The 26,266-nt window shown below is 63.0% G+C and carries 15 protein-coding genes; 7 read left to right on the top strand and 8 right to left on the bottom strand.

The genetic code is table 11. From position 1 onward, the window contains the following. Positions 1-328: 328 nt before the first annotated feature. The 3 genes from KKQ75_RS07465 to KKQ75_RS07475 form a co-directional block, all read right to left on the bottom strand. Entirely contained in the window at positions 329-12,604 is a 12,276-nt protein-coding gene (locus KKQ75_RS07465; protein ID WP_213361303.1) for an Ig-like domain-containing protein, read from the bottom strand. A gap of 161 nt (positions 12,605-12,765) precedes the next feature. Continuing rightward, positions 12,766-13,638, bottom strand: a complete 873-nt coding sequence (locus tag KKQ75_RS07470) for an OmpA family protein (RefSeq protein WP_213361304.1) — start codon at positions 13,636-13,638, stop codon at positions 12,766-12,768. Between the two features lie 566 nt (positions 13,639-14,204). After that, entirely contained in the window at positions 14,205-15,332 is a 1,128-nt protein-coding gene (locus KKQ75_RS07475) for a class I SAM-dependent methyltransferase (RefSeq protein WP_213361306.1), read from the bottom strand. A gap of 74 nt (positions 15,333-15,406) precedes the next feature. Between KKQ75_RS07475 and KKQ75_RS07480 the strand changes: the two genes are divergently transcribed. Continuing rightward, positions 15,407-16,222, top strand: coding sequence for an SDR family oxidoreductase (locus KKQ75_RS07480; RefSeq protein ID WP_213361307.1), 816 nt, complete (start codon positions 15,407-15,409; stop codon positions 16,220-16,222). Next, complete coding sequence (locus KKQ75_RS07485) at positions 16,219-16,626, top strand: dihydroneopterin aldolase (protein ID WP_091813573.1); 408 nt, start codon at positions 16,219-16,221, stop codon at positions 16,624-16,626. The genes KKQ75_RS07480 and KKQ75_RS07485 overlap by 4 nt, the downstream gene beginning before the upstream one ends. On the opposite strand, the gene KKQ75_RS07490 is transcribed toward KKQ75_RS07485, so the two are convergent. The 3 genes from KKQ75_RS07490 to bfr (KKQ75_RS07500) form a co-directional block, all read right to left on the bottom strand. After that, the gene (locus KKQ75_RS07490; protein WP_091813571.1) at positions 16,616-16,849 is read right to left on the bottom strand and encodes a (2Fe-2S)-binding protein; all 234 of its coding nucleotides are present in this window, start codon (positions 16,847-16,849) and stop codon (positions 16,616-16,618) included. The two genes, KKQ75_RS07485 and KKQ75_RS07490, sit on opposite strands and share 11 nt — an antisense overlap. Positions 16,850-17,023: 174 nt before the next feature. After that, on the bottom strand, positions 17,024-17,494 hold the full coding sequence (gene bfr, locus KKQ75_RS07495; RefSeq protein WP_091813568.1) for a bacterioferritin: 471 nt from the start codon (positions 17,492-17,494) through the stop codon (positions 17,024-17,026). Further along, positions 17,491-17,973 (bottom strand): bacterioferritin, encoded by a 483-nt coding sequence (gene bfr / locus KKQ75_RS07500; protein WP_091813565.1) that lies wholly within the window; start codon positions 17,971-17,973, stop codon positions 17,491-17,493. Before bfr (KKQ75_RS07500) ends, bfr (KKQ75_RS07495) begins: the two co-directional genes overlap by 4 nt. Positions 17,974-18,319: 346 nt before the next feature. On the opposite strand from bfr (KKQ75_RS07500), the gene ttcA reads away from it, so the two are divergent. The 3 genes from ttcA (at position 18,320) to KKQ75_RS07515 (ending at position 21,281) form a co-directional block, all read left to right on the top strand. Continuing rightward, positions 18,320-19,285 carry a tRNA 2-thiocytidine(32) synthetase TtcA gene (gene ttcA / locus KKQ75_RS07505; RefSeq protein ID WP_213361308.1) on the top strand — a complete coding sequence of 322 codons (966 nt, stop codon included), beginning with the start codon at positions 18,320-18,322 and terminating at the stop codon, positions 19,283-19,285. Positions 19,286-19,397: 112 nt separating this feature from the next. After that, positions 19,398-20,060 (top strand): histidine phosphatase family protein, encoded by a 663-nt coding sequence (locus KKQ75_RS07510; protein WP_091813559.1) that lies wholly within the window; start codon positions 19,398-19,400, stop codon positions 20,058-20,060. Positions 20,061-20,339: 279 nt separating this feature from the next. Beyond that, the gene (locus KKQ75_RS07515) at positions 20,340-21,281 is read left to right on the top strand and encodes a LysR family transcriptional regulator (RefSeq protein WP_091813556.1); all 942 of its coding nucleotides are present in this window, start codon (positions 20,340-20,342) and stop codon (positions 21,279-21,281) included. Here KKQ75_RS07515 and KKQ75_RS07520 read toward each other — a convergent pair. Further along, positions 21,278-22,738, bottom strand: a complete 1,461-nt coding sequence (locus tag KKQ75_RS07520) for an MFS transporter (RefSeq protein WP_091813554.1) — start codon at positions 22,736-22,738, stop codon at positions 21,278-21,280. The two genes, KKQ75_RS07515 and KKQ75_RS07520, sit on opposite strands and share 4 nt — an antisense overlap. A 129-nt stretch (positions 22,739-22,867) precedes the next feature. Further along, complete coding sequence (locus KKQ75_RS07525; protein WP_091813551.1) at positions 22,868-23,359, bottom strand: Dps family protein; 492 nt, start codon at positions 23,357-23,359, stop codon at positions 22,868-22,870. 367 nt (positions 23,360-23,726) lie between these two features. On the opposite strand from KKQ75_RS07525, the gene KKQ75_RS07530 reads away from it, so the two are divergent. Both KKQ75_RS07530 and KKQ75_RS07535 read left to right on the top strand, forming a co-directional pair. After that, positions 23,727-25,355 (top strand): peptide chain release factor 3, encoded by a 1,629-nt coding sequence (locus KKQ75_RS07530; protein WP_091813548.1) that lies wholly within the window; start codon positions 23,727-23,729, stop codon positions 25,353-25,355. Between the two features lie 142 nt (positions 25,356-25,497). Continuing rightward, positions 25,498-26,256: a copper resistance protein NlpE gene (locus KKQ75_RS07535; RefSeq protein WP_213361309.1), complete on the top strand. Its 759-nt coding sequence runs from the start codon at positions 25,498-25,500 to the stop codon at positions 26,254-26,256. The last annotated feature ends 10 nt before the right edge of the window (positions 26,257-26,266 follow it).

The following is a 26,266-nucleotide window of genomic DNA, read 5'->3' on the forward strand; positions in this document are numbered from 1 at the left end:
GTGTTGGCCGTACACATGGTTTCCAATGTAACGTTTTTATGTTGATGCATCCCGCTTCTCTCTGACAGGCGGAAAACCCGAAGATATGTAAGCGAAATGTTCAAGCGTTGCCAGACGTCATGATGGCCGGTTATGTGACAGGCGTTGCAGGTGCTTGACATACATGCGCCCCACGAAGGAATTCTGGAAGGCAGAAAGGAAAAAGCGGCATCCGCCCATGATGGGTGGATGCCGCCTTGAAGGTGCAACTTGTAGAAAGCCTGGACCTGCTGCATGGCAGATCCAGCCAACCGGAAGACCGCTCCCCGCGCACACGGGGAGCGTAGCGTCAGATGACGATGAATTGGCTCGGAGCCAGATCCTGCGGTTTGTTGCTCAGCACGGCAAACTGCACGGCAGCATTGCCACCCTGGCCGTCCGCATCGAAGTACAGATTACCGCTTGCCTTGTCGTACAGAACCGTCGGCTTGCCGGCTTCGGTGGCCGCATTTGCGCCACCGAACTCCAGGTGCACCGCACCGCCAGCGACCAGGCCAGCAAACACATCGGAAGCCAGCACCAGCTTGTCTGCGCCATTGCCGAAGTCGGTGATGGTGTCGACGTTGCCGCTGCCCAGGGCCGCGTTGAACACAAAACGATCGGCTCCGCCATTGCCCGTCAGCGTGTCATTGCCTGCACCGCCAACGAGGTAGTCTGCGGCAGCTCCGCCAGCCAGCGCGTCAGCGCCGCCTGTGCCCTGCAGGTACAACGGCTGTGTGCTCGCCGGATTCACCGCACCTTCCCAGTTCTTGTAGCCTTCCAGCACGATCTCCACCGTGCCGGTAACGTTGTCGCCGTCGGCATCCAGGTAGTTGTAGCTGACGGTTTCGGTGCGGCTGCCACCGATACCCACGTTCAGCTGGCCATAGTCGCTGAGTTTGAAGGTGTAGGAACCGTCGGCCTGGCCGGTGAAGGTACCCCACTGACTGGTGTGCGCAGCCCACTGCACATCGCTCAGCGGCATGTTGTCGGCACCCGGCAGCAAGCCACCATTGGCAAAGATGTTGCTGCTGACCGGGCCCACTTCATGTTCGGCTTCGACCACGGCGTAGATCTGGAAAGTATTGGTGGAATTTTCCTTGCTGTTCACTTCCTGCACGTAGTTGCCAGCGGCATCGCGGAAGCCCTTGATGACCAGCGCGTACTGGCCTTGACCAGCGGCATTGTCCAGCACGAACTTGAGGGAGCCATCCGGCAGCACCGTGCCGCCGCTACCGCTGACCGGCTCGATCTTGATGATGTCATCCGGGTGCGGGCCGTTGTTCGGCGTTTCCGTGTGGTCCAGCCTGAACTGACCGGTCAGTGTGTGCGTGGTGCCATTGACAATCACATCGAACTTGAGTTCCACGGTCACATAGTCCAGCGGCGTGCCGTTGATTGGGTTATTCGCGTGGGTAAAATCGCCCAGCTTGAAAATCTCGCCCAGCGGCGCAGCACTGCCGGTGCCAACGAACGCCGGGTTGTCTACCAGGCTGTAGCTGGAGTAACCGCTCCAGCCGCCCCACTGGACCTTGTCGATGTAGTCGTCCGCATCATTGTCGAAACGATTGCCAAAAGGTACCTGGTTGCCATTGTCCAGCACATAGCCGATGAAGCCGGCCTGCAGGTTGTTGACCACCAGACTGTCCACCCCCACGGCTACTTCATGGCGGATTCCAGCGGTCGCCGGCGTGTCATCCTGCACATGCACGGTCAGGACCTTGGCATCACTATACGAGCGGCCGTCATACACCTTCAGGCCGAAGTCAATCGGCATGCTGGTGCCTTGACCAGTCTTGACATGGTCCAGCGGCTTGTACAGATCAACGGTATAGCCGGCCTGAAACTCTGTACCAACCTGCTCAATGGAGCCCATCTTCACCTTGATGACATTCTCGCGATTCACCAGGTCGCCATTGGCATCCACGGTTGCCGTATAACCCGTGATCACTCCCTCCACGTTACGATCCCAGTAAACCTGCTTGCCACCAGACGTGTAGCTTCCCACAGGGCTCGTGAACTGGAAACTCAGGTCCGCCAGCGCCGAATCGGAATCCGTGAACTTCACGCTGCCTGCGGCAACCGCAGCGCTGGCGCTGTCAGACAGCACACCATCCGGAATACCGGCAGGCAAGCCTTCCTCGGAGACCGTGGCGGCAGCCATGGCTTCGGTTCCCCAGACAGGAGGCGCGGACTTGCCGGACAGGGTGATTCCCAGACTGGAAGCCGCGGTATCGCCATCGCCATCCACCAGTTGCAGTGGCAGGTCAAAGCTCAAGTCCCGCTCAGTCAGTTCGGTGGAAACGAACTTGGTGAACTGGAATTCCTTGCTCGTGTTTACATTCTGCACTTGCAGGCTGTTATAACCATCTGCCGTGAAGACGGAGATGCTGGTGGGCGAATCAATATCGCTAACCTCCACAGTACCATCGGCCTTCAGGATAACCTGGTACGTATCGGTGCCAACTGTATAGGTTTTCAACTGAGTGGTAGGCGTGATGAACTTGGAAGTGGTTCCGTTGTTGGTAATCACGATACCGGTAATCGGCTCCTGGGTAGGCGTTCCTGTTGCATTCTGGCCACCGCCGGTCACGTTATAGGCTCGCAACGCAATGGCCACATCGCCCGCGTTTCCAGCGTCCTTGGGCTCCAGGCTGAAACCGGCACCTTGTGCCACGTAGTATTTCTGGAACAGGAAATCCTTGTTGGCACTGCCTACTGGCTCAAGATCCACAACATAGTCGATGCGCATGGTCTCGGTGCCATTCATATACGGGTTATGAACACCGCCTACCCCGGTCGCCGTATTAACATCTCCCGAAGGTTCCGCCGTCAGCAGCAAATCCTTGCTGTCTGTCAGTGCAAGGTTGTAGTAACCGTTCCAGTCTCCCTGACCACCCTTGAAGGCATATCCCGTTGCGGCGTAGTTCACGTCGATAGTCACATCCACTGGTTGCAGCATCTCCACGGTGTATGCAGATGCTTCGGGATTCAGCGTGACGTTAAATACTGTCTTGTCAAAAGTGCCGGTGGCAGCATCGTACCCGGTGACACCTTGCAGCGTCTTGCCATCAGCGCTCACGACATAATGGATGGTTGCGCCACCCGCTGTCATCGTCGCCCCGGTTGCACCCTTCGCTTCCTGGCCAGTTGTGACATTGAACTTCACCGTGCCGCCATCGGCACCATAGTTCAGCGCAAAAGCCTTGTCCGTGGCATCCAGGGTGAAGGTGTGTGAGCCCATGAGCTTGTTGCTGATGGTGACGTCAGCCACCTGGGCATCCACCGGCGTGTCATCGTTGACATGCACCTTCAGGGAGCCTGTCGCCCAGTCCTCGTCACCATCCGTCACCTTGATGGTGAAACTGAAGGCATCGGTTTCCTCAACACCATCTCCCGTCGGTTTGGAGCTGACCACCGGGGCTAGCTGTTCGTACTTGTAGGAACCGTCGGCATTCACCGTCAGCTTGGCTACCGTGATCTTTGTAGTTCCAACGGTGATGCTCCCTGTCAGCAGCACATAGCCGTCCTGGGCAAGATTGCCGCTGGGCTCCCAGTCGATCAGATACGGCGTTGCCTTGCGGCCTGCCGTGGTGTCCACGTGGATTGCCCGCATCGCCGCGCCCCCCTGCGCCGCAGACAGCTCGATGGCCTTCACACCATCTGCACCCGCACTGAAGAGGCTTCCGGCATTGCCTTGAACCACCGTCAGGTTCGGAACATCTCCACTGGTTGCTCCCGGATTGCCATTCGGCTGCGCATCGTCGTCCAGAACCTGCGTGCTCGCATCCACGCTCTTGCCCAGCGGCACATCATCGTTGATCTGCACGGTGAGTGCGGCGCTGCCTGTATCACCGTCGCCGTCGGTCAAGGAGATGGCAAAGACGAAGTCAGTGGTTTCCTCCGTGCCATCGGCACTGGATACATGGTTGACTACCGGCATGCTCTGAACGTAGGTATAGCTACCATCCTGCTTCACCAGCAGCTGTGCCACAGTGACCGTCGCCCCGTTCACCTCAATGGTGCCAAGCAGGCTGTAGGGATCGCCCGCCTTCTCGGGGGGATACTGTTCCCAGCTGACCTTGTAGGGCTTGCCCACGCCTTGTGCATCGACATGGATGACGTGCATGACAGGGGCACCCGTCTTCAGATCCATGGTTGCCAAGCCATCTGCCCCGGCAGCGAACAGGCCTGTGCCGTTTGCTTCCTTGTAGTAGGCCTCGCCAGTGGTCTGGTTGGCGTTGGGCTGGGCGTCGTCGTCGAGCGTGGGGGTGGCGGTTTGGGGGGGGCCGCTGGGCACATCGTCCACCACCGACACATTGAACTTGCCACTGACCGGATCGCCGTCCTTGTCCGTCACCGTGAACCCGATGTCGCTCAGCGTCACCGTGTCCTCGTTGTCGTTCCCCGGATGCGTCACCGGCTGCAGCAGCTTCACCTCATAGGTGTACGTCACTTCGCCCGTCGCCGCATCCGTCACGCTCGCACCCGTGATCGCAATCGTCATCACCGGCGTCGTGCCCACGCTGCCCGTGAGCGTGCGCCCATCGGTGGACAGCGTCCAGGTCACGTCTCCACCCAGCGCATCCAGCTGCGTGTCCAGACCCGCATTCGACAGCTTGATCGCTGCCAGCAAATCCGCCGGCACGTCATTGCCATACGTCACCACCAGCGTCTTCGTATCCGTTGCGCTCTCCGTCGAGTCCGTCTCCGTGTCCAGCAGCGGAGAAGCATCCACGTTCGCATTGGACAAGCCATCCTCGTCCACCGTCGCGTGGTTCACCGTCTTCACCACCGGCACCGAGTCCGCCTGCAGCGTGATCGTCACCGTCGCGCTCGACTTGTCGCCATCGCCGTCCTCAATCTGGTACGTGAAGCTGTCCGTCGTCGACGTGCTGCCCGCTCCCGCGTTCGGCGTGTACGTGAACTTGCCCGTGGCCGCGTCATACGTCACCGTACCCTGCGCCGGCTGCGTCAGCACCGTCACCACCACATTCGGCGCGTTGTCCGTATCCACGCCGTCAGCACCAAACTCGTCATTGACCAGCGCATCAATCTCTATCGGCGCACCCTCTGTCGCCTGCGTCGCCGTGTCTGCATGCGCCTGCGGCACATCGTCCACCACCGACACATTGAACTTGCCACTGACCGGATCGCCGTCCTTGTCCGTCACCGTGAACCCGATGTCGCTCAGCGTCACCGTGTCCTCGTTGTCGTTCCCCGGATGCGTCACCGGCTGCAGCAGCTTCACCTCATAGGTGTACGTCACTTCGCCCGTCGCCGCATCCGTCACGCTCGCACCCGTGATCGCAATCGTCATCACCGGCGTCGTGCCCACGCTGCCCGTGAGCGTGCGCCCATCGGTGGACAGCGTCCAGGTCACGTCTCCACCCAGCGCATCCAGCTGCGTGTCCAGACCCGCATTCGACAGCTTGATCGCTGCCAGCAAATCCGCCGGCACGTCATTGCCATACGTCACCACCAGCGTCTTCGTATCCGTTGCGCTCTCCGTCGAGTCCGTCTCCGTGTCCAGCAGCGGAGAAGCATCCACGTTCGCATTGGACAAGCCATCCTCGTCCACCGTCGCGTGGTTCACCGTCTTCACCACCGGCACCGAGTCCGCCTGCAGCGTGATCGTCACCGTCGCGCTCGACTTGTCGCCATCGCCGTCCTCAATCTGGTACGTGAAGCTGTCCGTCGTCGACGTGCTGCCCGCTCCCGCGTTCGGCGTGTACGTGAACTTGCCCGTGGCCGCGTCATACGTCACCGTACCCTGCGCCGGCTGCGTCAGCACCGTCACCACCACCTTCGGCGCGTTGTCCGTATCCACGCCGTCAGCACCAAACTCGTCATTGCCCAGCGCATCAATCTCTATCGGCGCACCCTCTGTCGCCTGCGTCGCCGTGTCTGCATGCGCCTGCGCCACATCGTCCACCACCGACACATTGAACTTGCCACTGACCGGATCGCCGTCCTTGTCCGTCACCGTGAACCCGATGTCGCTCAGCGTCACCGTGTCCTCGTTGTCGTTCCCCGGATGCGTCACCGGCTGCAGCAGCTTCACCTCATAGGTGTACGTCACTTCGCCCGTCGCCGCATCCGTCACGCTCGCACCCGTGATCGCAATCGTCATCACCGGCGTCGTGCCCACGCTGCCCGTGAGCGTGCGCCCATCGGTGGACAGCGTCCAGGTCACGTCTCCACCCAGCGCATCCAGCTGCGTGTCCAGACCCGCATTCGACAGCTTGATCGCTGCCAGCAAATCCGCCGGCACGTCATTGCCATACGTCACCACCAGCGTCTTCGTATCCGTTGCGCTCTCCGTCGAGTCCGTCTCCGTGTCCAGCAGCGGAGAAGCATCCATGTTCGCATTGGACAAGCCATCCTCGTCCACCGTCGCGTGGTTCACCGTCTTCACCACCGGCACCGAGTCCGCCTGCAGCGTGATCGTCACCGTCGCGCTCGACTTGTCGCCATCGCCGTCCTCAATCTGGTACGTGAAGCTGTCCGTCGTCGACGTGCTGCCCGCTCCCGCGTTCGGCGTGTACGTGAACTTGCCCGTGGCCGCGTCATACGTCACCGTACCCTGCGCCGGCTGCGTCAGCACCGTCACCACCACATTCGGCGCGTTGTCCGTATCCACGCCGTCAGCACCAAACTCGTCATTGACCAGCGCATCAATCTCTATCGGCGCACCCTCTGTCGCCTGCGTCGCCGTGTCTGCATGCGCCTGCGGCACATCGTCCACCACCGACACATTGAACTTGCCACTGACCGGATCGCCGTCCTTGTCCGTCACCGTGAACCCGATGTCGCTCAGCGTCACCGTGTCCTCTTTGTCGTTCCCCGGATGCGTCACCGGCTGCAGCAGCTTCACCTCATAGGTGTACGTCACTTCGCCCGTCGCCGCATCCGTCACGCTCGCACCCGTGATCGCAATCGTCATCACCGGCGTCGTGCCCACGCTGCCCGTGAGCGTGCGCCCATCGGTGGACAGCGTCCAGGTCACGTCTCCACCCAGCGCATCCAGCTGCGTGTCCAGACCCGCATTCGACAGCTTGATCGCTGCCAGCAAATCCGCCGGCACGTCATTGCCATACGTCACCACCAGCGTCTTCGTATCCGTTGCGCTCTCCGTCGAGTCCGTCTCCGTGTCCAGCAGCGGAGAAGCATCCATGTTCGCATTGGACAAGCCATCCTCGTCCACCGTCGCGTGGTTCACCGTCTTCACCACCGGCACCGAGTCCGCCTGCAGCGTGATCGTCACCGTCGCGCTCGACTTGTCGCCATCGCCGTCCTCAATCTGGTACGTGAAGCTGTCCGTCGTCGACGTGCTGCCCGCTCCCGCGTTCGGCGTGTACGTGAACTTGCCCGTGGCCGCGTCATACGTCACCGTACCCTGCGCCGGCTGCGTCAGCACCGTCACCACCACATTCGGCGCGTTGTCCGTATCCACGCCGTCAGCACCAAACTCGTCATTGACCAGCGCATCAATCTCTATCGGCGCACCCTCTGTCGCCTGCGTCGCCGTGTCTGCATGCGCCTGCGGCACATCGTCCACCACCGACACATTGAACTTGCCACTGACCGGATCGCCGTCCTTGTCCGTCACCGTGAACCCGATGTCGCTCAGCGTCACCGTGTCCTCTTTGTCGTTCCCCGGATGCGTCACCGGCTGCAGCAGCTTCACCTCATAGGTGTACGTCACTTCGCCCGTCGCCGCATCCGTCACGCTCGCACCCGTGATCGCAATCGTCATCACCGGCGTCGTGCCCACGCTGCCCGTGAGCGTGCGCCCATCGGTGGACAGCGTCCAGGTCACGTCTCCACCCAGCGCATCCAGCTGCGTGTCCAGACCCGCATTCGACAGCTTGATCGCTGCCAGCAAATCCGCCGGCACGTCATTGCCATACGTCACCACCAGCGTCTTCGTATCCGTTGCGCTCTCCGTCGAGTCCGTCTCCGTGTCCAGCAGCGGAGAAGCATCCATGTTCGCATTGGACAAGCCATCCTCGTCCACCGTCGCGTGGTTCACCGTCTTCACCACCGGCACCGAGTCCGCCTGCAGCGTGATCGTCACCGTCGCGCTCGACTTGTCGCCATCGCCGTCCTCAATCTGGTACGTGAAGCTGTCCGTCGTCGACGTGCTGCCCGCTCCCGCGTTCGGCGTGTACGTGAACTTGCCCGTGGCCGCGTCATACGTCACCGTACCCTGCGCCGGCTGCGTCAGCACCGTCACCACCACCTTCGGCGCGTTGTCCGTATCCACGCCGTCAGCACCAAACTCGTCATTGCCCAGCGCATCAATCTCTATCGGCGCACCCTCTGTCGCCTGCGTCGCCGTGTCTGCATGCGCCTGCGGCACATCGTCCACCACCGACACATTGAACTTGCCACTGACCGGATCGCCGTCCTTGTCCGTCACCGTGAACCCGATGTCGCTCAGCGTCACCGTGTCCTCTTTGTCGTTCCCCGGATGCGTCACCGGCTGCAGCAGCTTCACCTCATAGGTGTACGTCACTTCGCCCGTCGCCGCATCCGTCACGCTCGCACCCGTGATCGCAATCGTCATCACCGGCGTCGTGCCCACGCTGCCCGTGAGCGTGCGCCCATCGGTGGACAGCGTCCAGGTCACGTCTCCACCCAGCGCATCCAGCTGCGTGTCCAGACCCGCATTCGACAGCTTGATCGCTGCCAGCAAATCCGCCGGCACGTCATTGCCATACGTCACCACCAGCGTCTTCGTATCCGTTGCGCTCTCCGTCGAGTCCGTCTCCGTGTCCAGCAGCGGAGAAGCATCCACGTTCGCATTGGACAAGCCATCCTCGTCCACCGTCGCGTGGTTCACCGTCTTCACCACCGGCACCGAGTCCGCCTGCAGCGTGATCGTCACCGTCGCGCTCGACTTGTCGCCATCGCCGTCCTCAATCTGGTACGTGAAGCTGTCCGTCGTCGACGTGCTGCCCGCTCCCGCGTTCGGCGTGTACGTGAACTTGCCCGTGGCCGCGTCATACGTCACCGTACCCTGCGCCGGCTGCGTCAGCACCGTCACCACCACATTCGGCGCGTTGTCCGTATCCACGCCGTCAGCACCAAACTCGTCATTGACCAGCGCATCAATCTCTATCGGCGCACCCTCTGTCGCCTGCGTCGCCGTGTCTGCATGCGCCTGCGGCACATCGTCCACCACCGACACATTGAACTTGCCACTGACCGGATCGCCGTCCTTGTCCGTCACCGTGAACCCGATGTCGCTCAGCGTCACCGTGTCCTCTTTGTCGTTCCCCGGATGCGTCACCGGCTGCAGCAGCTTCACCTCATAGGTGTACGTCACTTCGCCCGTCGCCGCATCCGTCACGCTCGCACCCGTGATCGCAATCGTCATCACCGGCGTCGTGCCCACGCTGCCCGTGAGCGTGCGCCCATCGGTGGACAGCGTCCAGGTCACGTCTCCACCCAGCGCATCCAGCTGCGTGTCCAGACCCGCATTCGACAGCTTGATCGCTGCCAGCAAATCCGCCGGCACGTCATTGCCATACGTCACCACCAGCGTCTTCGTATCCGTTGCGCTCTCCGTCGAGTCCGTCTCCGTGTCCAGCAGCGGAGAAGCATCCATGTTCGCATTGGACAAGCCATCCTCGTCCACCGTCGCGTGGTTCACCGTCTTCACCACCGGCACCGAGTCCGCCTGCAGCGTGATCGTCACCGTCGCGCTCGACTTGTCGCCATCGCCGTCCTCAATCTGGTACGTGAAGCTGTCCGTCGTCGACGTGCTGCCCGCTCCCGCGTTCGGCGTGTACGTGAACTTGCCCGTGGCCGCGTCATACGTCACCGTACCCTGCGCCGGCTGCGTCAGCACCGTCACCACCACATTCGGCGCGTTGTCCGTATCCACGCCGTCAGCACCAAACTCGTCATTGCCCAGCGCATCAATCTCTATCGGCGCACCCTCTGTCGCCTGCGTCGCCGTGTCTGCATGCGCCTGCGCCACATCGTCCACCACCGACACATTGAACTTGCCACTGACCGGATCGCCGTCCTTGTCCGTCACCGTGAACCCGATGTCGCTCAGCGTCACCGTGTCCTCGTTGTCGTTCCCCGGATGCGTCACCGGCTGCAGCAGCTTCACCTCATAGGTGTACGTCACTTCGCCCGTCGCCGCATCCGTCACGCTCGCACCCGTGATCGCAATCGTCATCACCGGCGTCGTGCCCACGCTGCCCGTGAGCGTGCGCCCATCGGTGGACAGCGTCCAGGTCACGTCTCCACCCAGCGCATCCAGCTGCGTGTCCAGACCCGCATTCGACAGCTTGATCGCTGCCAGCAAATCCGCCGGCACGTCATTGCCATACGTCACCACCAGCGTCTTCGTATCCGTTGCGCTCTCCGTCGAGTCCGTCTCCGTGTCCAGCAGCGGAGAAGCATCCATGTTCGCATTGGACAAGCCATCCTCGTCCACCGTCGCGTGGTTCACCGTCTTCACCACCGGCACCGAGTCCGCCTGCAGCGTGATCGTCACCGTCGCGCTCGACTTGTCGCCATCGCCGTCCTCAATCTGGTACGTGAAGCTGTCCGTCGTCGACGTGCTGCCCGCTCCCGCGTTCGGCGTGTACGTGAACTTGCCCGTGGCCGCGTCATACGTCACCGTACCCTGCGCCGGCTGCGTCAGCACCGTCACCACCACATTCGGCGCGTTGTCCGTATCCACGCCGTCAGCACCAAACTCGTCATTGCCCAGCGCATCAATCTCTATCGGCGCACCCTCTGTCGCCTGCGTCGCCGTGTCTGCATGCGCCTGCGCCACATCGTCCACCACCGACACATTGAACTTGCCACTGACCGGATCGCCGTCCTTGTCCGTCACCGTGAACCCGATGTCGCTCAGCGTCACCGTGTCCTCTTTGTCGTTCCCCGGATGCGTCACCGGCTGCAGCAGCTTCACCTCATAGGTGTACGTCACTTCGCCCGTCGCCGCATCCGTCACGCTCGCACCCGTGATCGCAATCGTCATCACCGGCGTCGTGCCCACGCTGCCCGTGAGCGTGCGCCCATCGGTGGACAGCGTCCAGGTCACGTCTCCACCCAGCGCATCCAGCTGCGTGTCCAGACCCGCATTCGACAGCTTGATCGCTGCCAGCAAATCCGCCGGCACGTCATTGCCATACGTCACCACCAGCGTCTTCGTATCCGTTGCGCTCTCCGTCGAGTCCGTCTCCGTGTCCAGCAGCGGAGAAGCATCCACGTTCGCATTGGACAAGCCATCCTCGTCCACCGTCGCGTGGTTCACCGTCTTCACCACCGGCACCGAGTCCGCCTGCAGCGTGATCGTCACCGTCGCGCTCGACTTGTCGCCATCGCCGTCCTCAATCTGGTACGTGAAGCTGTCCGTCGTCGACGTGCTGCCCGCTCCCGCGTTCGGCGTGTACGTGAACTTGCCCGTGGCCGCGTCATACGTCACCGTACCCTGCGCCGGCTGCGTCAGCACCGTCACCACCACATTCGGCGCGTTGTCCGTATCCACGCCGTCAGCACCAAACTCGTCATTGACCAGCGCATCAATCTCTATCGGCGCACCCTCTGTCGCCTGCGTCGCCGTGTCTGCATGCGCCTGCGGCACATCGTCATCAACCGTCACCGTCAACGTACTGTCGACACTGCGGTTCTGCTTATCCGTCACCGTGTAGCCCAGCTCCAAGACGATGTCGTTTTCAGTAGACACATCCTCTTCCGCGTGCATCAGCGGCTTGAGCAACGTGATGGTGTACTCGCCTGTGCCCTGATCTACAAGAATTGTCATCAGATCGCCACGGGCAGCATCCTTGGAGCTGATTGTCAGCGTATGCGTATCCGGATCCCAGGAGGAGGTCACCTCTTCAGACCCCAAATGCGTACCCCCATAGTTCAGCACAATCGACTTCAGGCCCGCAGGGGCCGTAAAGGGCAGCTTGCCACTGGTCGTGGTCAACTCGCCTGGCACGTCACTACCATCGGGAGCACCGGGGATACCACCCTCGAGTCCTTCGTCATCCAGCGTCTCTGCCACCTTCGGATCGGCAGTTGGGCCCGGCACGGGTGGCGTGCCACCGTCGCCACCCCCAGCCGCCAGTGCCGGAATCAGCAGCAGCGGCAGCCACCACAGCGGCACCGGCGCCACGCTCGTGCCCAGCGCCTGCCCGGCCTGCACCCCATCGGCCAGCATGCTCACCGCATCCGTGCTCACCGCACTCTCCGGCACATACGGGTACACATTGCCGTTCTCGTGCGTGCCCACCAGCAGGTTGTCACTGCCTTCGCCGTAGCCGATCTCGCCGTTGTCCTTGTAGTAGTCCTCGATCACCAGGTCCGGCTGGTTCACGTCGCCACCTTCAAAGGCAATGTGCAGGTTCTTGCCCACCCGCTTGGTCGCCATGTTCTCCGGGCCATAGCCCGTGGCCTCATCCGTGAAGTGGTACTTCACGTTGGCCAGCGCCTTGATGCGCACGCCCTGGCCCCTGGCTCCCGCTCCGCCTTCGCCCCCGGCAATGCGCAGGCTCTGCACGGTTTCGCTGGCACTGTTGATGTTGATGGTGATGTTCTTCAGGCTCATGATCTTTCCTTGTTCCCCCTGCAGCCTCTACTCACGGTTCTGGGCTGCGGGAGAGTTGGGGGCGGTGCCTGCTGCTGTGGCGCACCGCCAGGTTCTGATTCAGTCGGATGGGACCCGTCTCTCGGTCTTGCGCTGGAGCGGGGCGCACTGCCCCGCTGCCATCAGTTCGCCGCAGGCTGGGCAGCCTGTTGCGTGCCGTACAGGGTGATTTCCACCCGGCGGTTGGGCTGGTCGCAGGCCATGCGCTGCTTGGCATCACGCGGGAAGCGTGCACGGCAGTCGCTCACCAGCAACTGCTTCTCGCCGCGGCCGTGCGCCACGATCTGGCTGCCTGGCAGCTGGCTCTGCGACAGGGCCATGCGCACCGTGTCGGCACGGCGCTGCGAAAGGGCCTGGTTGTACATGTCGCTGCCCTCGGGGTCGGTGTGGCCCACCACTTCGATGCGGTCCACATTGGCCTTGCTCGCGGCAATGTCCTGCGCCACCTTGCGGATCTCTTCCTTGCCCTGGGGCAGCATGCTGGCGTAGTCGGACTTGTCGAACGGGAACAGGGCCGAGGCCTGCAGCGTGTAGGTCTTGAGCGGCACGGCGCACTTCAGTTGCACGCGCGGCAGCGTGTGGCCCTGCTGCTTGAGCTGCTCGGCCAGGGCCTGGCCGGCCGTGGCGTCCAGTTGCTGCAGCACGGGCTTGCCGGCTGCATCGCCCACTACCTGGAAGTAGCTGACCTGGCCTGCCGGGGTGGCGAAGCTCTGGCCCTGGCGTTCCTTCTCCAGGTAGCGCGTGCTCACGTCGGTGTAACTGGCCGTGAGGCGGTTGGAGCCGACGCAGGCCGGGCCTTGCTGGAAGCCGCCGGGGGTGAGCGAGGTGAGGTATTCGCCGTTGATGAAGATGTTGACGGCCTGGCCGGGCACTGCCCCCTGCTGGCGCAGGAAGACGGCGCTGGCTGCGTTGGCGTCCACGCTGGTGTTGACCTTGCCGCTGGTGAACTCGCGCGGATGGGCGTCTCCGCCGCTGGTGGCGCAGCCTGACGCCATCACAACGCATGCTGAAAACAGGGCAACTTGCGTGCCCCTCTGGAAAGACGTGTAGATACGGCTCATGCGTGACTCCTCCCGGGATCGCTCCCTCTTGTGGGCTAGCCGAACCGGCATCAAGCCGTCATCAAACGCATACGCGCCGGTCCGGAGTTTACTGTTTCATCCCAACGAAGTCGCTGCCGTGACTGCTCTCGCGGTTTCACCGCATACTTTTATTAATAAACAGACATAGCCCCAACTTTGCTCCGTGGGCAAGTGAAAAGTATTGTTGCATGTAGCAAGCGTTTTTTGCGAGGTATTTCAAATACCCTTGAAAGTTCGTACAAATCGGTGAAAAATTCACGGATTTCAAGCGATATTGAACGGCCAAGAAATTCCCAAGCAATTGAATTTACTGAACATTTCCGACAGAAAAGCAGCCGTTCGCCTGCACCTCGCCAAGAATGTGCATTATTTACCCCTCAAAATTAGGGGTGACACTGTGCGAAATGGGCTACTTTTGCATCTCTCCCCTGTGGGCGACAGGCTCTGTCACGCGGAAATCCCCCAAGTGCGCAACACACTCACAGCATCCGCAGCCGGTCTCCCCGCGAAAACCCGATGGCCTCCCACGGCTCCCCCTTGCACACCCCCAGCACCTTGAAGAACTCCCCCATCTCGTGCTCCATCACCAGCTTCTGCGCCAGCGCACGCTCGGCCAGGCTGCTCTGCGCCATGCGTTCGGCCAGGCCGCAGTTGAGCAGGAACCAGCCCTGGGTGGTGTAGCCCAGGATTTCCAGCCCCGCGTCCTGCGCAGCCACGGCGATGCCGGTGAAGTTGACGTGGGCGGTGATGTCCTTGTCGCCCACGGCCAGCAGGGGGTTGTCGTCGGCCTGGTGCAGCTGATGGCACATCAGGGTACCCATGTGACGCTGCTGGTGATAGTACTCGCCTTCGCCAAAGCCGTAGTCGATGAAGAAGGCCGCGCCGCGCCGTAAATGGCGGCCGATGGTGCCGATGAAGGCTTCGGCCTGCGGGTGGATTTCGGTGAGGTAGTCGTGTTCGCCCACAATGTCGAGCGGGGGGCGCAGGTCGGTCGGGCGGTCTTCCCAGGCCCAGCCCTGCTCCGTTTCTTCCCACATTACGCCGCGCTCATGCCATACGCCGCCCTTGCGCACCAGCAACTGCACCGGCATGGCGTCCAGCACCTCGTTGCCCAGAATCACCCCTTCGATCGCATCGGGCAGTTGCGCCGCCCACTGCACCACGTTGCCAAAGCGCGCCAGCCGCTCCTGCTGCCGCGCGCGCAGGCTGCCGGAGACATCGACGATGGTGTAGCGGCGCAGTGCCACGCCCTGCTGTTGCAAGGCATCGAGCACCTGCTCGGCCAGCGCGCCGCTGCCGGCACCAAATTCCCAGACTTCCTGCGTGCCGGTGCGCGCCAGCGCCTCGGCCACCTGTACGGCCAGCGTGTGCCCGTAAAGCGGACTGATTTCCGGCGCCGTGACAAAATCGCTGCCATCCGCCGGCAGATGCCCGAGCTTGGTGCTGCCATGCGCGTAGTAACCCAGCCCCGGCGCGTACAGCGCCAGATGCATGAAACGGTCGAAGGGCAGCCAGCCGCCGTTCCGGGTCACTTCAGCACGTATGATCGCCTGCAGTGCGGCATTGTCGGAGGCGGGGGTGGACGGAGAGGCAGGAGTGGTTTGCATGCGCGCAATCTACCACCGAATGCCGCCGTTTCCCCGTCGCCCGTTGCCGCAGAAGTGCCGCCCATCGAACTACCATGACTGATACATCCCCTGCCCCTACCGTCCTGATCACCGGCGGCGCCCATCGCCTTGGCGCCGAGCTGTGCGAAGTGTTTGCCCAAGCAGGCTGGCATGTGCTGTGCCACTACCAGCGCAGCCTCGAGGCGGCCCAGGCCCTGCAGCAACGCCTCCAGGCGGCCGGCCACCGCATCGACCTGCTGCAGGCCGACCTGGGCAATGCCGCGCAGCGCCGCACCTTGATGGAGCAGGCAGCAACGTTCGGCCCCCTGCAGGCCCTGATCAACAACGCCTCGCTGTTCGAGCCCGATTGCGCCATGGAGTTTGACGAAGCCCAGGCCGGCCGCCAGCTCGGCGTGAACCTGATGGCGCCCATGGACCTGACGCGCCTGATGGCACAGCAACACGCCAGCGATGCCGGGCCCGGCAGTTGCGTGGCGATTCATATCCTGGACCAGAAGGTCTACAACCTCAATCCGGACTATTTCAGCTACACCGTCAGCAAGCTGGCGCTGGAGCGCGCGGTGGAACTGCAAGCGCAGGCGCTGGCCCCGCGCGTGCGCGTGTGCGGCGTGGCGCCGGGCCTGATGCTGGTGAGCGGCCCGCAGACCGACGCCAACTTCGCCGCCGCCAGTCACGCCAACCTGCTGCGCCGCCCGGTCGATCCGCGCGATGTGGCGCGCACCTGCCTGTTCCTCGCCGGTAACGCTTCCATCACCGGCAGCACGGTCTGCGTGGATAATGGGCAGCATCTGGTTCCGCTGCCGCGCGACATCATGTTTGTGGTGGACGAGCTATTGCGACAACACCTGCCACCCAAAACAACAACATGACCGCCATCACATCTTCGACCCACTGGAACGAAGCCCTCGCCCTGTCCTGCCGCCGCCTGTTCCTGCGCAATTACGAGGTGCACATCAACATCGGCGTGCACGATTTCGAAAAGCTGGGCCCGCAGCGCGTGCGCGTGAATGTGGACATGTATGTGCTGCTGAGCCAGTCCACCCCCAAGGCAGACCGTATCCATGAGGTGGTGGACTACGATTTCATTCGCCGCACCATTGCCGCGCGTGTGAACGCCGGGCATATCGAGCTGCAGGAAACCCTGTGCGATGACGTGGCCAACACCCTGCTGGAGCACCCCAAGGTGCAGGCCGTGCGTGTGTCCACCGAGAAGCCGGACGTCTATCCGGACTGTGACGCCGTGGGTGTGGAAGTGTTCCGGATCAAGCGCTGAGCGCTTGCGCCGCCACGACCGAACCGGCAGCCTCTTCCTTGCGCAACGCGGCCATCTGGCCGCTGGTTTGGCATTGAGCCACTACATCGCGCGCATAGCATTCGCAGTTGCCGCATTGCGTGGCAACCCCCAGTTCGAGCTGGATCTCGTCGAAACTCATGCCGGTATGGGCATGGCGTGCGATTTCGCGATCGGAAATGCGCTGGCATACACAGACAATCATTCTGGACTTCCCTGCTGAAAAGTGGACTACGATGCCGACATATTAATTGATAATTGTTTTTATTATCAATCCCTATGACGCGCAGGGTCTTGTGCACGCAACACCTGCAGGCCGCTCTTCAGGCAAGCACAAGGCCGCTGTCTGGCGGCCTTGTGCAGGGTTCGGTCCGGGGGCTCAATCGTCCATCTGGCTCTGCAGGTAGTTCGGAAGCCCCATGCTGCCGATGAGGTCGTGCTGGGTTTCGAGCCAGTCGATGTGGTCTTCGTTCTCGTCCTTGAGTTCGACCAGCAGGTCACGCGAGACATAGTCCTGCTGCTGCTCGCACAGCGCGATGGCCTGCACCAGCGTGGTGTGCTTCTGCCGCTCCAGCCGCAGGTCGCAGGCGAGGATTTCCGGCGCGTCTTCACCGATCAGCAGCTTGCCCAGATCCTGCAGGTTGGGCAGACCTTCCAGCAGGAAGATGCGCTGCACCAGCTTGTCGGACAGCTTCATTTCCTCGATGGACTGGTGGTAGATGTGTTCGCCCAGCTCGTCCAGCCCCCAGTTCTTCAGCATGCGTGCATGCAGGAAATACTGGTTGATGGCGATGAGCGAATCGCCCAGCACGGCATTGAGCTGGCGCAGGACGTCGGGATGGCCTTTCATGTGCTGGCTCCTTCACCGGTCTGGCTCTGCAGATAGTTCTGCAGGCCGATCTGCTGGATCAGCCAGAGCTGCTGCTCCAGCCAGTGGGCATGGTCTTCTTCCGTGTCCTTGAGCTGCTCGACCAGCATTTCGCGGCTGACGTAATCCTGATGCTGCTCGCACAGCGCAATGCCCTGCTTGAGTGCCTCGCGCACTTCCAGTTCCACTTCCAGATCGCATTGCAGCATGGCAGGCACATCCGCACCGATTTTCAGCGCCGTTGGCACCATGGCCGGCGTGCCTTCCAGCATGAGGATGCGTTCGATGAGCGCGCTGGCATGGCCGGTTTCGTCTTCCATTTCGTGTGCGATGCGCGCATGCAGGCGGCTGTAGCCCCACTCGTGGTACATGCGGGAATGGATGAAATATTGGTCGCGTGCGGCCAGTTCGCCGGCCAGCAACTGGTTGAGGTAGGCGATGACTTCGGGATTGCCTTTCATGGAGGTCGCTCCTGTTCTGGAATGGAAACTGCAGGGGTATCGCAGTCAGTAGCGCACAGTATGACACCATGAAGCCGGCGCTGCCCTATCCCCATCGGGAATACACTGACGAGGTGCTGCGTCCCGGCCCGGTCGTGCCTCGTGCCGGCAGAGCCACACGGATGCAGCGTCACGGACCCGAAGAACGTGACCAGGCAGGCACATCGCTGCCTATCCCTTCGCCCGCAAGGCCGAGGAATGGCAAGGCCATTGCTATCCATGAACCGCCCCAGCGTTTAAAATCGCGGGCTTGGCGCAGCGGCCGCCTTGCCGCATCCCTCTTTGCGCCCCCTATCCCACACCCGCCATGTCCGATATTTTTGCCCCCGAGCTGGCCGAAGAGCAGCCCACCGACACCCATGCCCGCCCCGCCAAGGATTCTGCCGAAGCGCGCCTGCAGCGCGAGATGAACAAGCTCGACAAGCGCCTGTGCCGCCTCACCGGCCAGGCGATTGTCGACTTCAACATGATCGAGGAAGGCGACAAGGTGATGGTGTGCGTGAGCGGCGGCAAGGACAGCTTCACGCTGCTGGACGTGCTGCTCAAGCTGCAGAAGCGCGCGCCGATCCACTTCGACATCGTGGCGGTGAACCTGGACCAGAAGCAGCCGGGCTTTCCGCCCGAGATTCTGCCCGCCTACCTGGAAGGCCTGGGCGTGCCCTTCCACATCGAGACGCAGGACACCTACAGCATCGTCAAGAGCAAGATCCCCGAAGGCAAGACCATGTGCAGCCTGTGCTCGCGCCTGCGCCGCGGCATTCTGTACACGGTGGCGCGCCGTCTGGGCTGCAACAAGATTGCGCTGGGCCACCACCGCGACGACATCGTGGCCACCTTCTTCCTCAACATGTTCTTCGGCGCCAAGCTGAAAAGCATGCCGCCCAAGCTGGTGAGCGACAACGGCGAATTCATGGTGATCCGCCCGCTGGCCTATGTGAAAGAGGCTGACACGGCGCGCTGGGCCGAGCACATGCAGTTTCCCATCATCCCGTGCAATCTGTGCGGCAGCCAGGAGCACCTGCAGCGCAAGCAGGTGAGCAACATGCTCAAGGAATGGGAAAAGACCCACCCCGGCCGCACCGAGATGATTCTGCAGGCGCTGCAAAACGTGGTGCCCAGCCATCTGCTGGACCGCAAGCTGCACAACTTCCGCGATCTGCAGACCACCGGCATCCCCGATGCGGACGGCGACAAGGCGTTTGACGAGGAAGAGTTTGCGCCGCCGCTGGCGTCGATTGCCATCGACAGCATTCCGCTGGCACGCAAGGACTGAGCCTGCGCACCCTCTACGCACGCGCCGTGCAAGTGTTGCACGCGCCCTCTGCCGTGTGCGCAAAACTGCTTTCCGATTCTGAAAATGCATCCGGCGCGGCGATAATTGCGGCATGTCGATTGCCGCCGCCACCCGTCTGCTGATCATCCGCCACGGCGAAACGGCCTGGAATGCCGAACGCCGCATCCAGGGGCATACCGACATTCCCCTGAATGACACCGGACGGCAGCAGGCCAGGGCCCTGGCCGAGGCCCTCACCGACAGTCCGATCCATGCCGTCTACAGCAGCGATCTGCAGCGCGCCGAGGAGACCGGTCGCATCATCGCGGCCAGCCACGATGCCAAGGTGATCACCACACCGCAACTGCGCGAGCGCCATTTCGGACACATCGAGGGCAAGACCTTCATCGACTTCGAGGTGCATTTCCCGGAGGAATCCCTGCGCTGGCGCAAGCGAGACCCGAACTGGGCGCCGCCCGGCGGAGGAGAATCGCTGGCGCAACTGCGCGATCGCATCGTGCAGACCGTGAACGACATCGGCCGCCAGCACAACGGCGAGCATGTGGCCATCGTCAGCCACGGTGGCGTGCTGGATGTGCTGTACCGCTCCGCAGCGCGCCTGGGCCTGCAGGCGGCACGCACCTGGTACCTGCCCAACTGCGCCATCAACCGTCTGCTGTGGACGCCCGATGGCCTGACGCTGATCGGCTGGGGCGACACCCGGCATCTGGATGCACTCGACGGGCCGGCATTGCAGGACAGCAGCGTGCGCTGAGCGCACCGCACCGCACCGCACCGCACCGCACCGGATTGTTGGTCAACCGCAACGCCGCCTGCCAGCCACCCCCTCAGACAAACCCTAGGATGCCGTGCCGATCCCGCTGGCACGGACCTTTTTGTCACTCTGAACACCCCTCTTGATACCGAAAAGGTATCAGACCACCGCAATGCCTGGTTCGCCACGCTGAAGTGGGAGAAGGAAATCGCGGCCAGGAACCACACGCAGGGTAACTCGGTGTGGGTCAAGGCGGTGTTCCCGCTCTAAACTTGCCGGATGGACCTGCGTCACATCAAGTATTTTCTGGCCGTTGCCGATGAGCTCCACATGGGGCGCGCTGCGCGCAGGCTGGGCATCTCCCAGCCTCCGCTCACGCGGCAGATCCGGCAAATCGAAGACGAGTTGCAGGTCCAGCTGTTTGTGCGCACGCCGCGCGGCATGGAGCTGACGCAGGCCGGGGAAGTGTTCCGGACCGAGGCAGCCAACATCAGCATGATGGTGTCCGCCGGCATCGACCGCGTGCAGCGTGTCGGGCAGGGACGGCTCGGGCGCCTCGACATCGGGGTGTTCGGTTCCGGCATCTACGACGCCATTCCGGCCTTGCTGCAAAAGCTGCGTGCTTCGCTGCCGGGACTGAACGTGGTGCTGCACACCATGCACCGCGAGGAACAGATCGACGCCCTGCGGCAGCGGCGCATCTCGGCCGGATTCAATCGCATGATGCCGGTGTTGCCGGATCTGGCGCAGGAGCTGGTCACCCTGGAGCCGCTCTGGGCCGTGCTGCCTGCCGGCCATCCCCTGGCCGCCGAGGACAGCCTGAGCCTGGAACAACTGGCCACCCAGCCTTTCGTTCTCTTTCCCAATGCCGGCCGGCCCAATTTCGTGGATCGCGTGATCCGGATCTTTGGCGACAGGGGCCTGGACATCGCGGTTGCGCAGGAGATCGGTGACACGGTCACCGGCATGGCACTGGTGGCGCATGGTTTCGGGGTGACGCTGGTGCCCGAATCCGTCACCCGGGCCATTGCGCTGCGCAACACGGTGTACCGCCCCTTGTCTGACGCCCCGCATGCCCAGATCGACCTGAGTTGCATCTACCGCGCCGACGACGGCTCTCCCCAGCTGCACGCCCTGCTGGCATTGATCCGCGTGCAACGTGCCACCCGGTCGGCCGCCAGGCCGGATGCGGCCGCAACGTGCCAACCGCTCGGCCACTAGGCCGGATGCGTCTGCCGCTGCAACCGCCCCCAGCGCACCAGCGGCCCCAGCAGCAGCAACCCCAGCACCATCCCCGCGCTGAAGTATCCCAGATAGCCCAGTGCCTCGGCCGCATAGCCCGACAGCCAGTGCGCCACGCCGCTCACCGTGGACATGATGCTGACCTGCAAAGTGAAATCGCTGCCGCCGTTGCGGTGACGGCAATAGTCCATCACCGTGGTGAGGACGCCCACCAGCGCCATGCCGGCAGTGAAATGTTCCAGCGCATTGATGCCGTACACCAGCATGTCGAAGGCGGTAAGGCCATCCGCCGCAGACACCTTGCCCGAAAACAATAGCGCGATGAGTGCGTAGCAGCCCGTGGTGAGGGCCTGCAGGGCATTGAAACCCAGCAGCGCCCGCATCCGCGAAACCCGCCGCAGCACCGCATGGCCGGCCACGGCCCCCAGCAGTGACGCACCGGAACCCAGCATCACCACCATGGTGCCGATCTGGCTCTTGCTGTAGCCCATGTCCACCAGCATGGGCTTGACCATGCCGCTGGTGAAGGCATCGCACAGCTTGTAGACCAGCAGCACGCCGAGCCAGGCGCGCAGTTCCGGAGACGAGAGGAAGTAGCCGAATTCGGTGCGCAGGAAATGGCGGATGCGCGGGAGCAGGCCCTGTACGGGGGCAGCGCAAGCCACTTCATCGGCTTGCTGCAGCTCTGCGGGTAGCGCGGTCTGCTCCACCATCTCGCCCGCAGGCAACAGCGCGCGCTTCAGCTCCGCATCGTGGCGGACAGTGCCCGCACCGGCTACGTCCTGGTTCTTGCGCGCGCGCCGCCAGGCCGGCTCGCGCAGCAGCCAGACCGGCACGGTGGTCAGGAGGATCAGCCCCGCCATACCCAGCATCACGGTGCGCCAGGGCGCCATGTCGAGCAGCAGCAGCGCGCCGCCGCCCCCCAGGATCAGTCCCATGCGCGAGCCCGTGACCTGGATCGCGTTGCCCATGCTGCGCTCGCCCGCTGCCAGCAGGCGCACGGCCAGGCCGTCGGTGGACACGTCCTGCGTGGCGCCGGCGAAGGCGAGCAGCATCAGCAGCGAGGCGAACAGCACGGCCATCTGCGGATCGCGCAGCAGGGACGGCTCCAGCAGCGCCAGCCCCGCCACACACAGCAGCGCCACGCCTTGCGTCGGCAGGATCCAGCTGCGGCCCAGGCCGATGCGCGGCCAGTAATAGCGGTCCTGCAACGGGGCCCAGAGGAACTTGAGCCCCCAGGGCATGAGCAGCACCCCGCTCCAGCCGATCAGCACCAGCGAGGCCTGCTGCTCACGCAGGATGACGGGCAGCGCCTGCGTGACAAAGCCTACCGGCAGGCCCTGGGCCAGGTACAGCGCCAGCAACAGCAGGTAGGTGAAACGGGTGGGAGGACGCGCGCCGGACTTGCTTGGCGCGTCGGTGGAGAGCTCTTGCATGTCCGCCCTTTATACAGCGGCTATGCGACGCCCCGTTGACGGCGGCGCTGCGCAGGAACTGGCACGCACGCCGCCCGGCCGGATGCACAGCGCGAACACTGTGGCCGCCCCGATACGGAGCGCAGTCGCTCACTCCTCCAGCAGGCTGCGCAGCATCCAGGCGGTCTTTTCGTGCACGTCGATGCGCTGGGTCAGCACGTCGGCCGTGGGCTGGTCGTTGGCATCGTCCACGACCGGAAACAGCGCGCGCGCAGTGCGGGCGGTGGCTTCCTGCGCCAGTACCAGGTGGCGAATCATGTCGGTGGCTTTCGGCACGCCCTCCACTTCCTGGATCGAAGCGAGCTTGACGAATTCCTTGTAGGTGCCCGGTGCGGGGAAGCCCAGGGCGCGGATACGCTCGGCGATCACGTCCAGCGCGTTCCATTGCTCGGTGTACTGGTCCATGAACATCACGTGCAGGCTGTTGAACTGCGGGCCGGTGACGTTCCAGTGGAAGTTGTGCGTCATCAGGTAGAGCGTGTAGCTGTCGGCCAGCAGTTTGGACAGGCCTTCGGCGATTTTCTTGCGCTTGGCGTCGCTGATGCCGATGTTGACGGGAAGGGAAGCAGATTTCCTGGCCATAGGGTCTCCGTGTTCAAGGTGTCATGCGGAACGGGTGTGTCCGGTGTGTCTTGCATTGTAGGCAGCCCACGCGCCTGTATCGCACACACGTACTTATTGACGTTTTAGGGAAAATCTATGGGCCCGCGCCTGAGCACCGTATCCGGCAGCGGGACATTCCCGGCGTGGCGTTGTGCGCGTTGATGCCGCGCCGCTGCCCTTAGCCCCCCCGGCAAGCCCCGCACCAGCACCGCCGGGCAACGCCGCAACTGGCCGCCAATCACGCTGCACAGTAAAATCATGCTTTTGCACGCACTCGGGCTTCAGGCCTGCATGCGCCTCCAGCCGCCCTGCGCGGCTTTTTCTCATTGTCCCAAAGCCGCGCCCCGTGTCCTACACCCCCGAAACCCGCCGCCGCCGCACTTTCGCCATCATCTCCCACCCCGACGCCGGTAAAACCACGCTGACGGAAAAGCTGCTGCTTTTCTCCGGCGCGATCCAGATCGCCGGTGCGGTCAAGGGCCGCAAGGCCAGCCGCCACGCTACTTCCGACTGGATGGAGATCGAGAAGCAGCGCGGCATCTCGGTGGCCTCGTCGGTGATGCAGATGAGCTACCGCGACCACGTGATCAACCTGCTCGACACGCCTGGCCACAAGGACTTCTCGGAAGACACCTACCGCGTGCTGACGGCCGTGGACAGCGCGCTGATGGTGATCGACGCTGCCAACGGTGTGGAAGCGCAAACACGCCGCCTGATCGAAGTCTGCCGCCAGCGCGACACGCCCATCATCACCTTCGTCAACAAGATGGACCGCGAGGTGCGCGATCCGCTCGACATTCTGGACGAGGTGGAACGCGAGCTGGGCATGCCCTGCTGCCCGATCACCTGGCCGGTGGGCCAGGGCAAGACCTTCGGCGGCATCATCAACCTGCGCACGCAGAGCATGACGGTGTTCCAGGCCGGCAGCGAGAAGCGTCCGCAGGATTTCGAGGTGATTCCGCTGAGCGATGCCGACAAGCTGCGCGCGCGCTTTGGCGACGCTTTCGACCATGCGCTGGAAAGCATGGAACTGGCCGTGGGCGCCTCCGCAGAATGGGACCACGAAGCCTTCCTGGCCGGCAAGCTGACGCCGGTGTTCTTCGGCTCCGGCGTGAACAACTTCGGGGTGATGGAAGTGCTGGATGCGGTGGTCGACATGTCGCCGCCGCCCGGCGCGCGCCTGGCCTATGCCGAGGTCAACCGCAACCGCGAAGAGCGTATCGTGCAACCAGATGACGAGAGCTTTGCCGGCGTGGTGTTCAAGGTGCAGGCCAATATGGACAGCAACCACCGCGACCGCATCGCCTTCGTGCGTGTGGCCAGCGGCAAGTACACGCCGGGCATGAAGATGAAGGTGCAGCGCACCGGCAAGGAGTTGCGCCCGACCAGTGTGGTGACCTTCATGTCGCAGCGCCGCGAGGCGGTGGAAGAGGCCTACGCCGGCGACATCATCGGCTTTACCACGCACGGCGGCGTGCAACTGGGCGACAGCATTACCGACGGGCCGAACCTGCAGTTCACCGGCCTGCCCTTCTTTGCGCCCGAGATGTTCATGACCGTGGTGCTGAAGAACCCGCTGCGCACCAAGCAGCTGCAGCAGGGCCTGATGCAGCTCGGCGAGGAAGGCGCGATTCAGGTGTTCAAGCCCGATGCGGGCGGCAACATGTTGCTGGGTGCGGTCGGCCAGCTGCAGTTCGAGGTGGTGCAGCACCGCCTCAAGACCGAATACGACTGCGAGGTGCGGCTGGAAGGCTGCCAGTACACCGGCGCGCGCTGGATCACAGCCGATACGCCAGCCGAACTGCGCGAGTTCGAGAATGCCTACCCGCTGCGTCTGGCGCACGATGCGGCAGACACGCTGGCCTTTCTGTGCACCAGCCCGTATGACGTGCGGCTGGCGCAGGAGCGCTTTCCGAAGATCCACTTCCATCCGCTGCGCGAGCACGCGGGGCTGTCGCTGGGCAGCGCACACTGAGCGAAGACGCAGCGCAGCCGCCCCATCATCCCGTTCGGATACAAACGGAAGCGGCTGCTTGCATCGTCGTTACAGACTGGCAGGTGGCAAAGGTCATAATCGAACGACCTTTCTATTTTCCCTTTCGGGGCGATTAACTGCCATGACTTTCTCGATATCTGCTTCTTCCCGTCTGTTGGGCGCGCTGGTGGTCGGTGCTGCACTGGGCACCGTCGCGCTGCCGGCTTCGGCAAAAGGTGCCACACCCACGCCGGACGCGCACAGCGCCCGCACCGCGCTGGACTGGAACGGCACCTATGTGGGCACCATCCCGTCCGCCTCCGGCACTGGCTACAAGACCACGCTGATCCTTAACAACAACGGGACCTATACGCTGCTGCAGGAGATCGAGCACAAGGGCAAGAAGTACGCCGAGCGCAGCACTGGCCGTTTCACTTGGGAAAAAGGCGGCTCCGTGATCCGTCTGGCGAAAAAGGATGACAACCGGAGTTTCTTCATCGGCGAAGGCTTTGCCGAACTGCAGGGCGCCGAGGGCCGCGCCACCGGCCCGCTGGCCAAGGAATACCAGCTCACCAAGCTGACACGCCACGGCAACAAGCGCGAGGAACTGCTGATCAACCCGAACAGCGTGAAGGAAAACAGCCCGGCCAAGGGCCTGGTCCGCTTTGACGGCATCTGGAACATGAACCACGCCACGCAGCTCGGCCACCGCTCCCTGTCTTCCGAGTTCGTGCTGAACTGCAAGTCAAAAACGTACACCATGAACCAGGTGCGCTACTACGCGCAGCCGCATCTGCGAGGCAAACTGCTGGATCAGTCCAAGGGCACGGGCCACGACATCCCCGTCACTCGCGAAGACAAGGTGATGACCCAGGTGATGGAAACCTATTGCCCGCGCTAAGCTCTGCCGC

The sequence above is a fragment of the Brachymonas denitrificans genome, assembly GCF_907163135.1.
Classification (GTDB): Bacteria; Pseudomonadota; Gammaproteobacteria; order Burkholderiales; family Burkholderiaceae_C; genus Brachymonas; species Brachymonas denitrificans_A.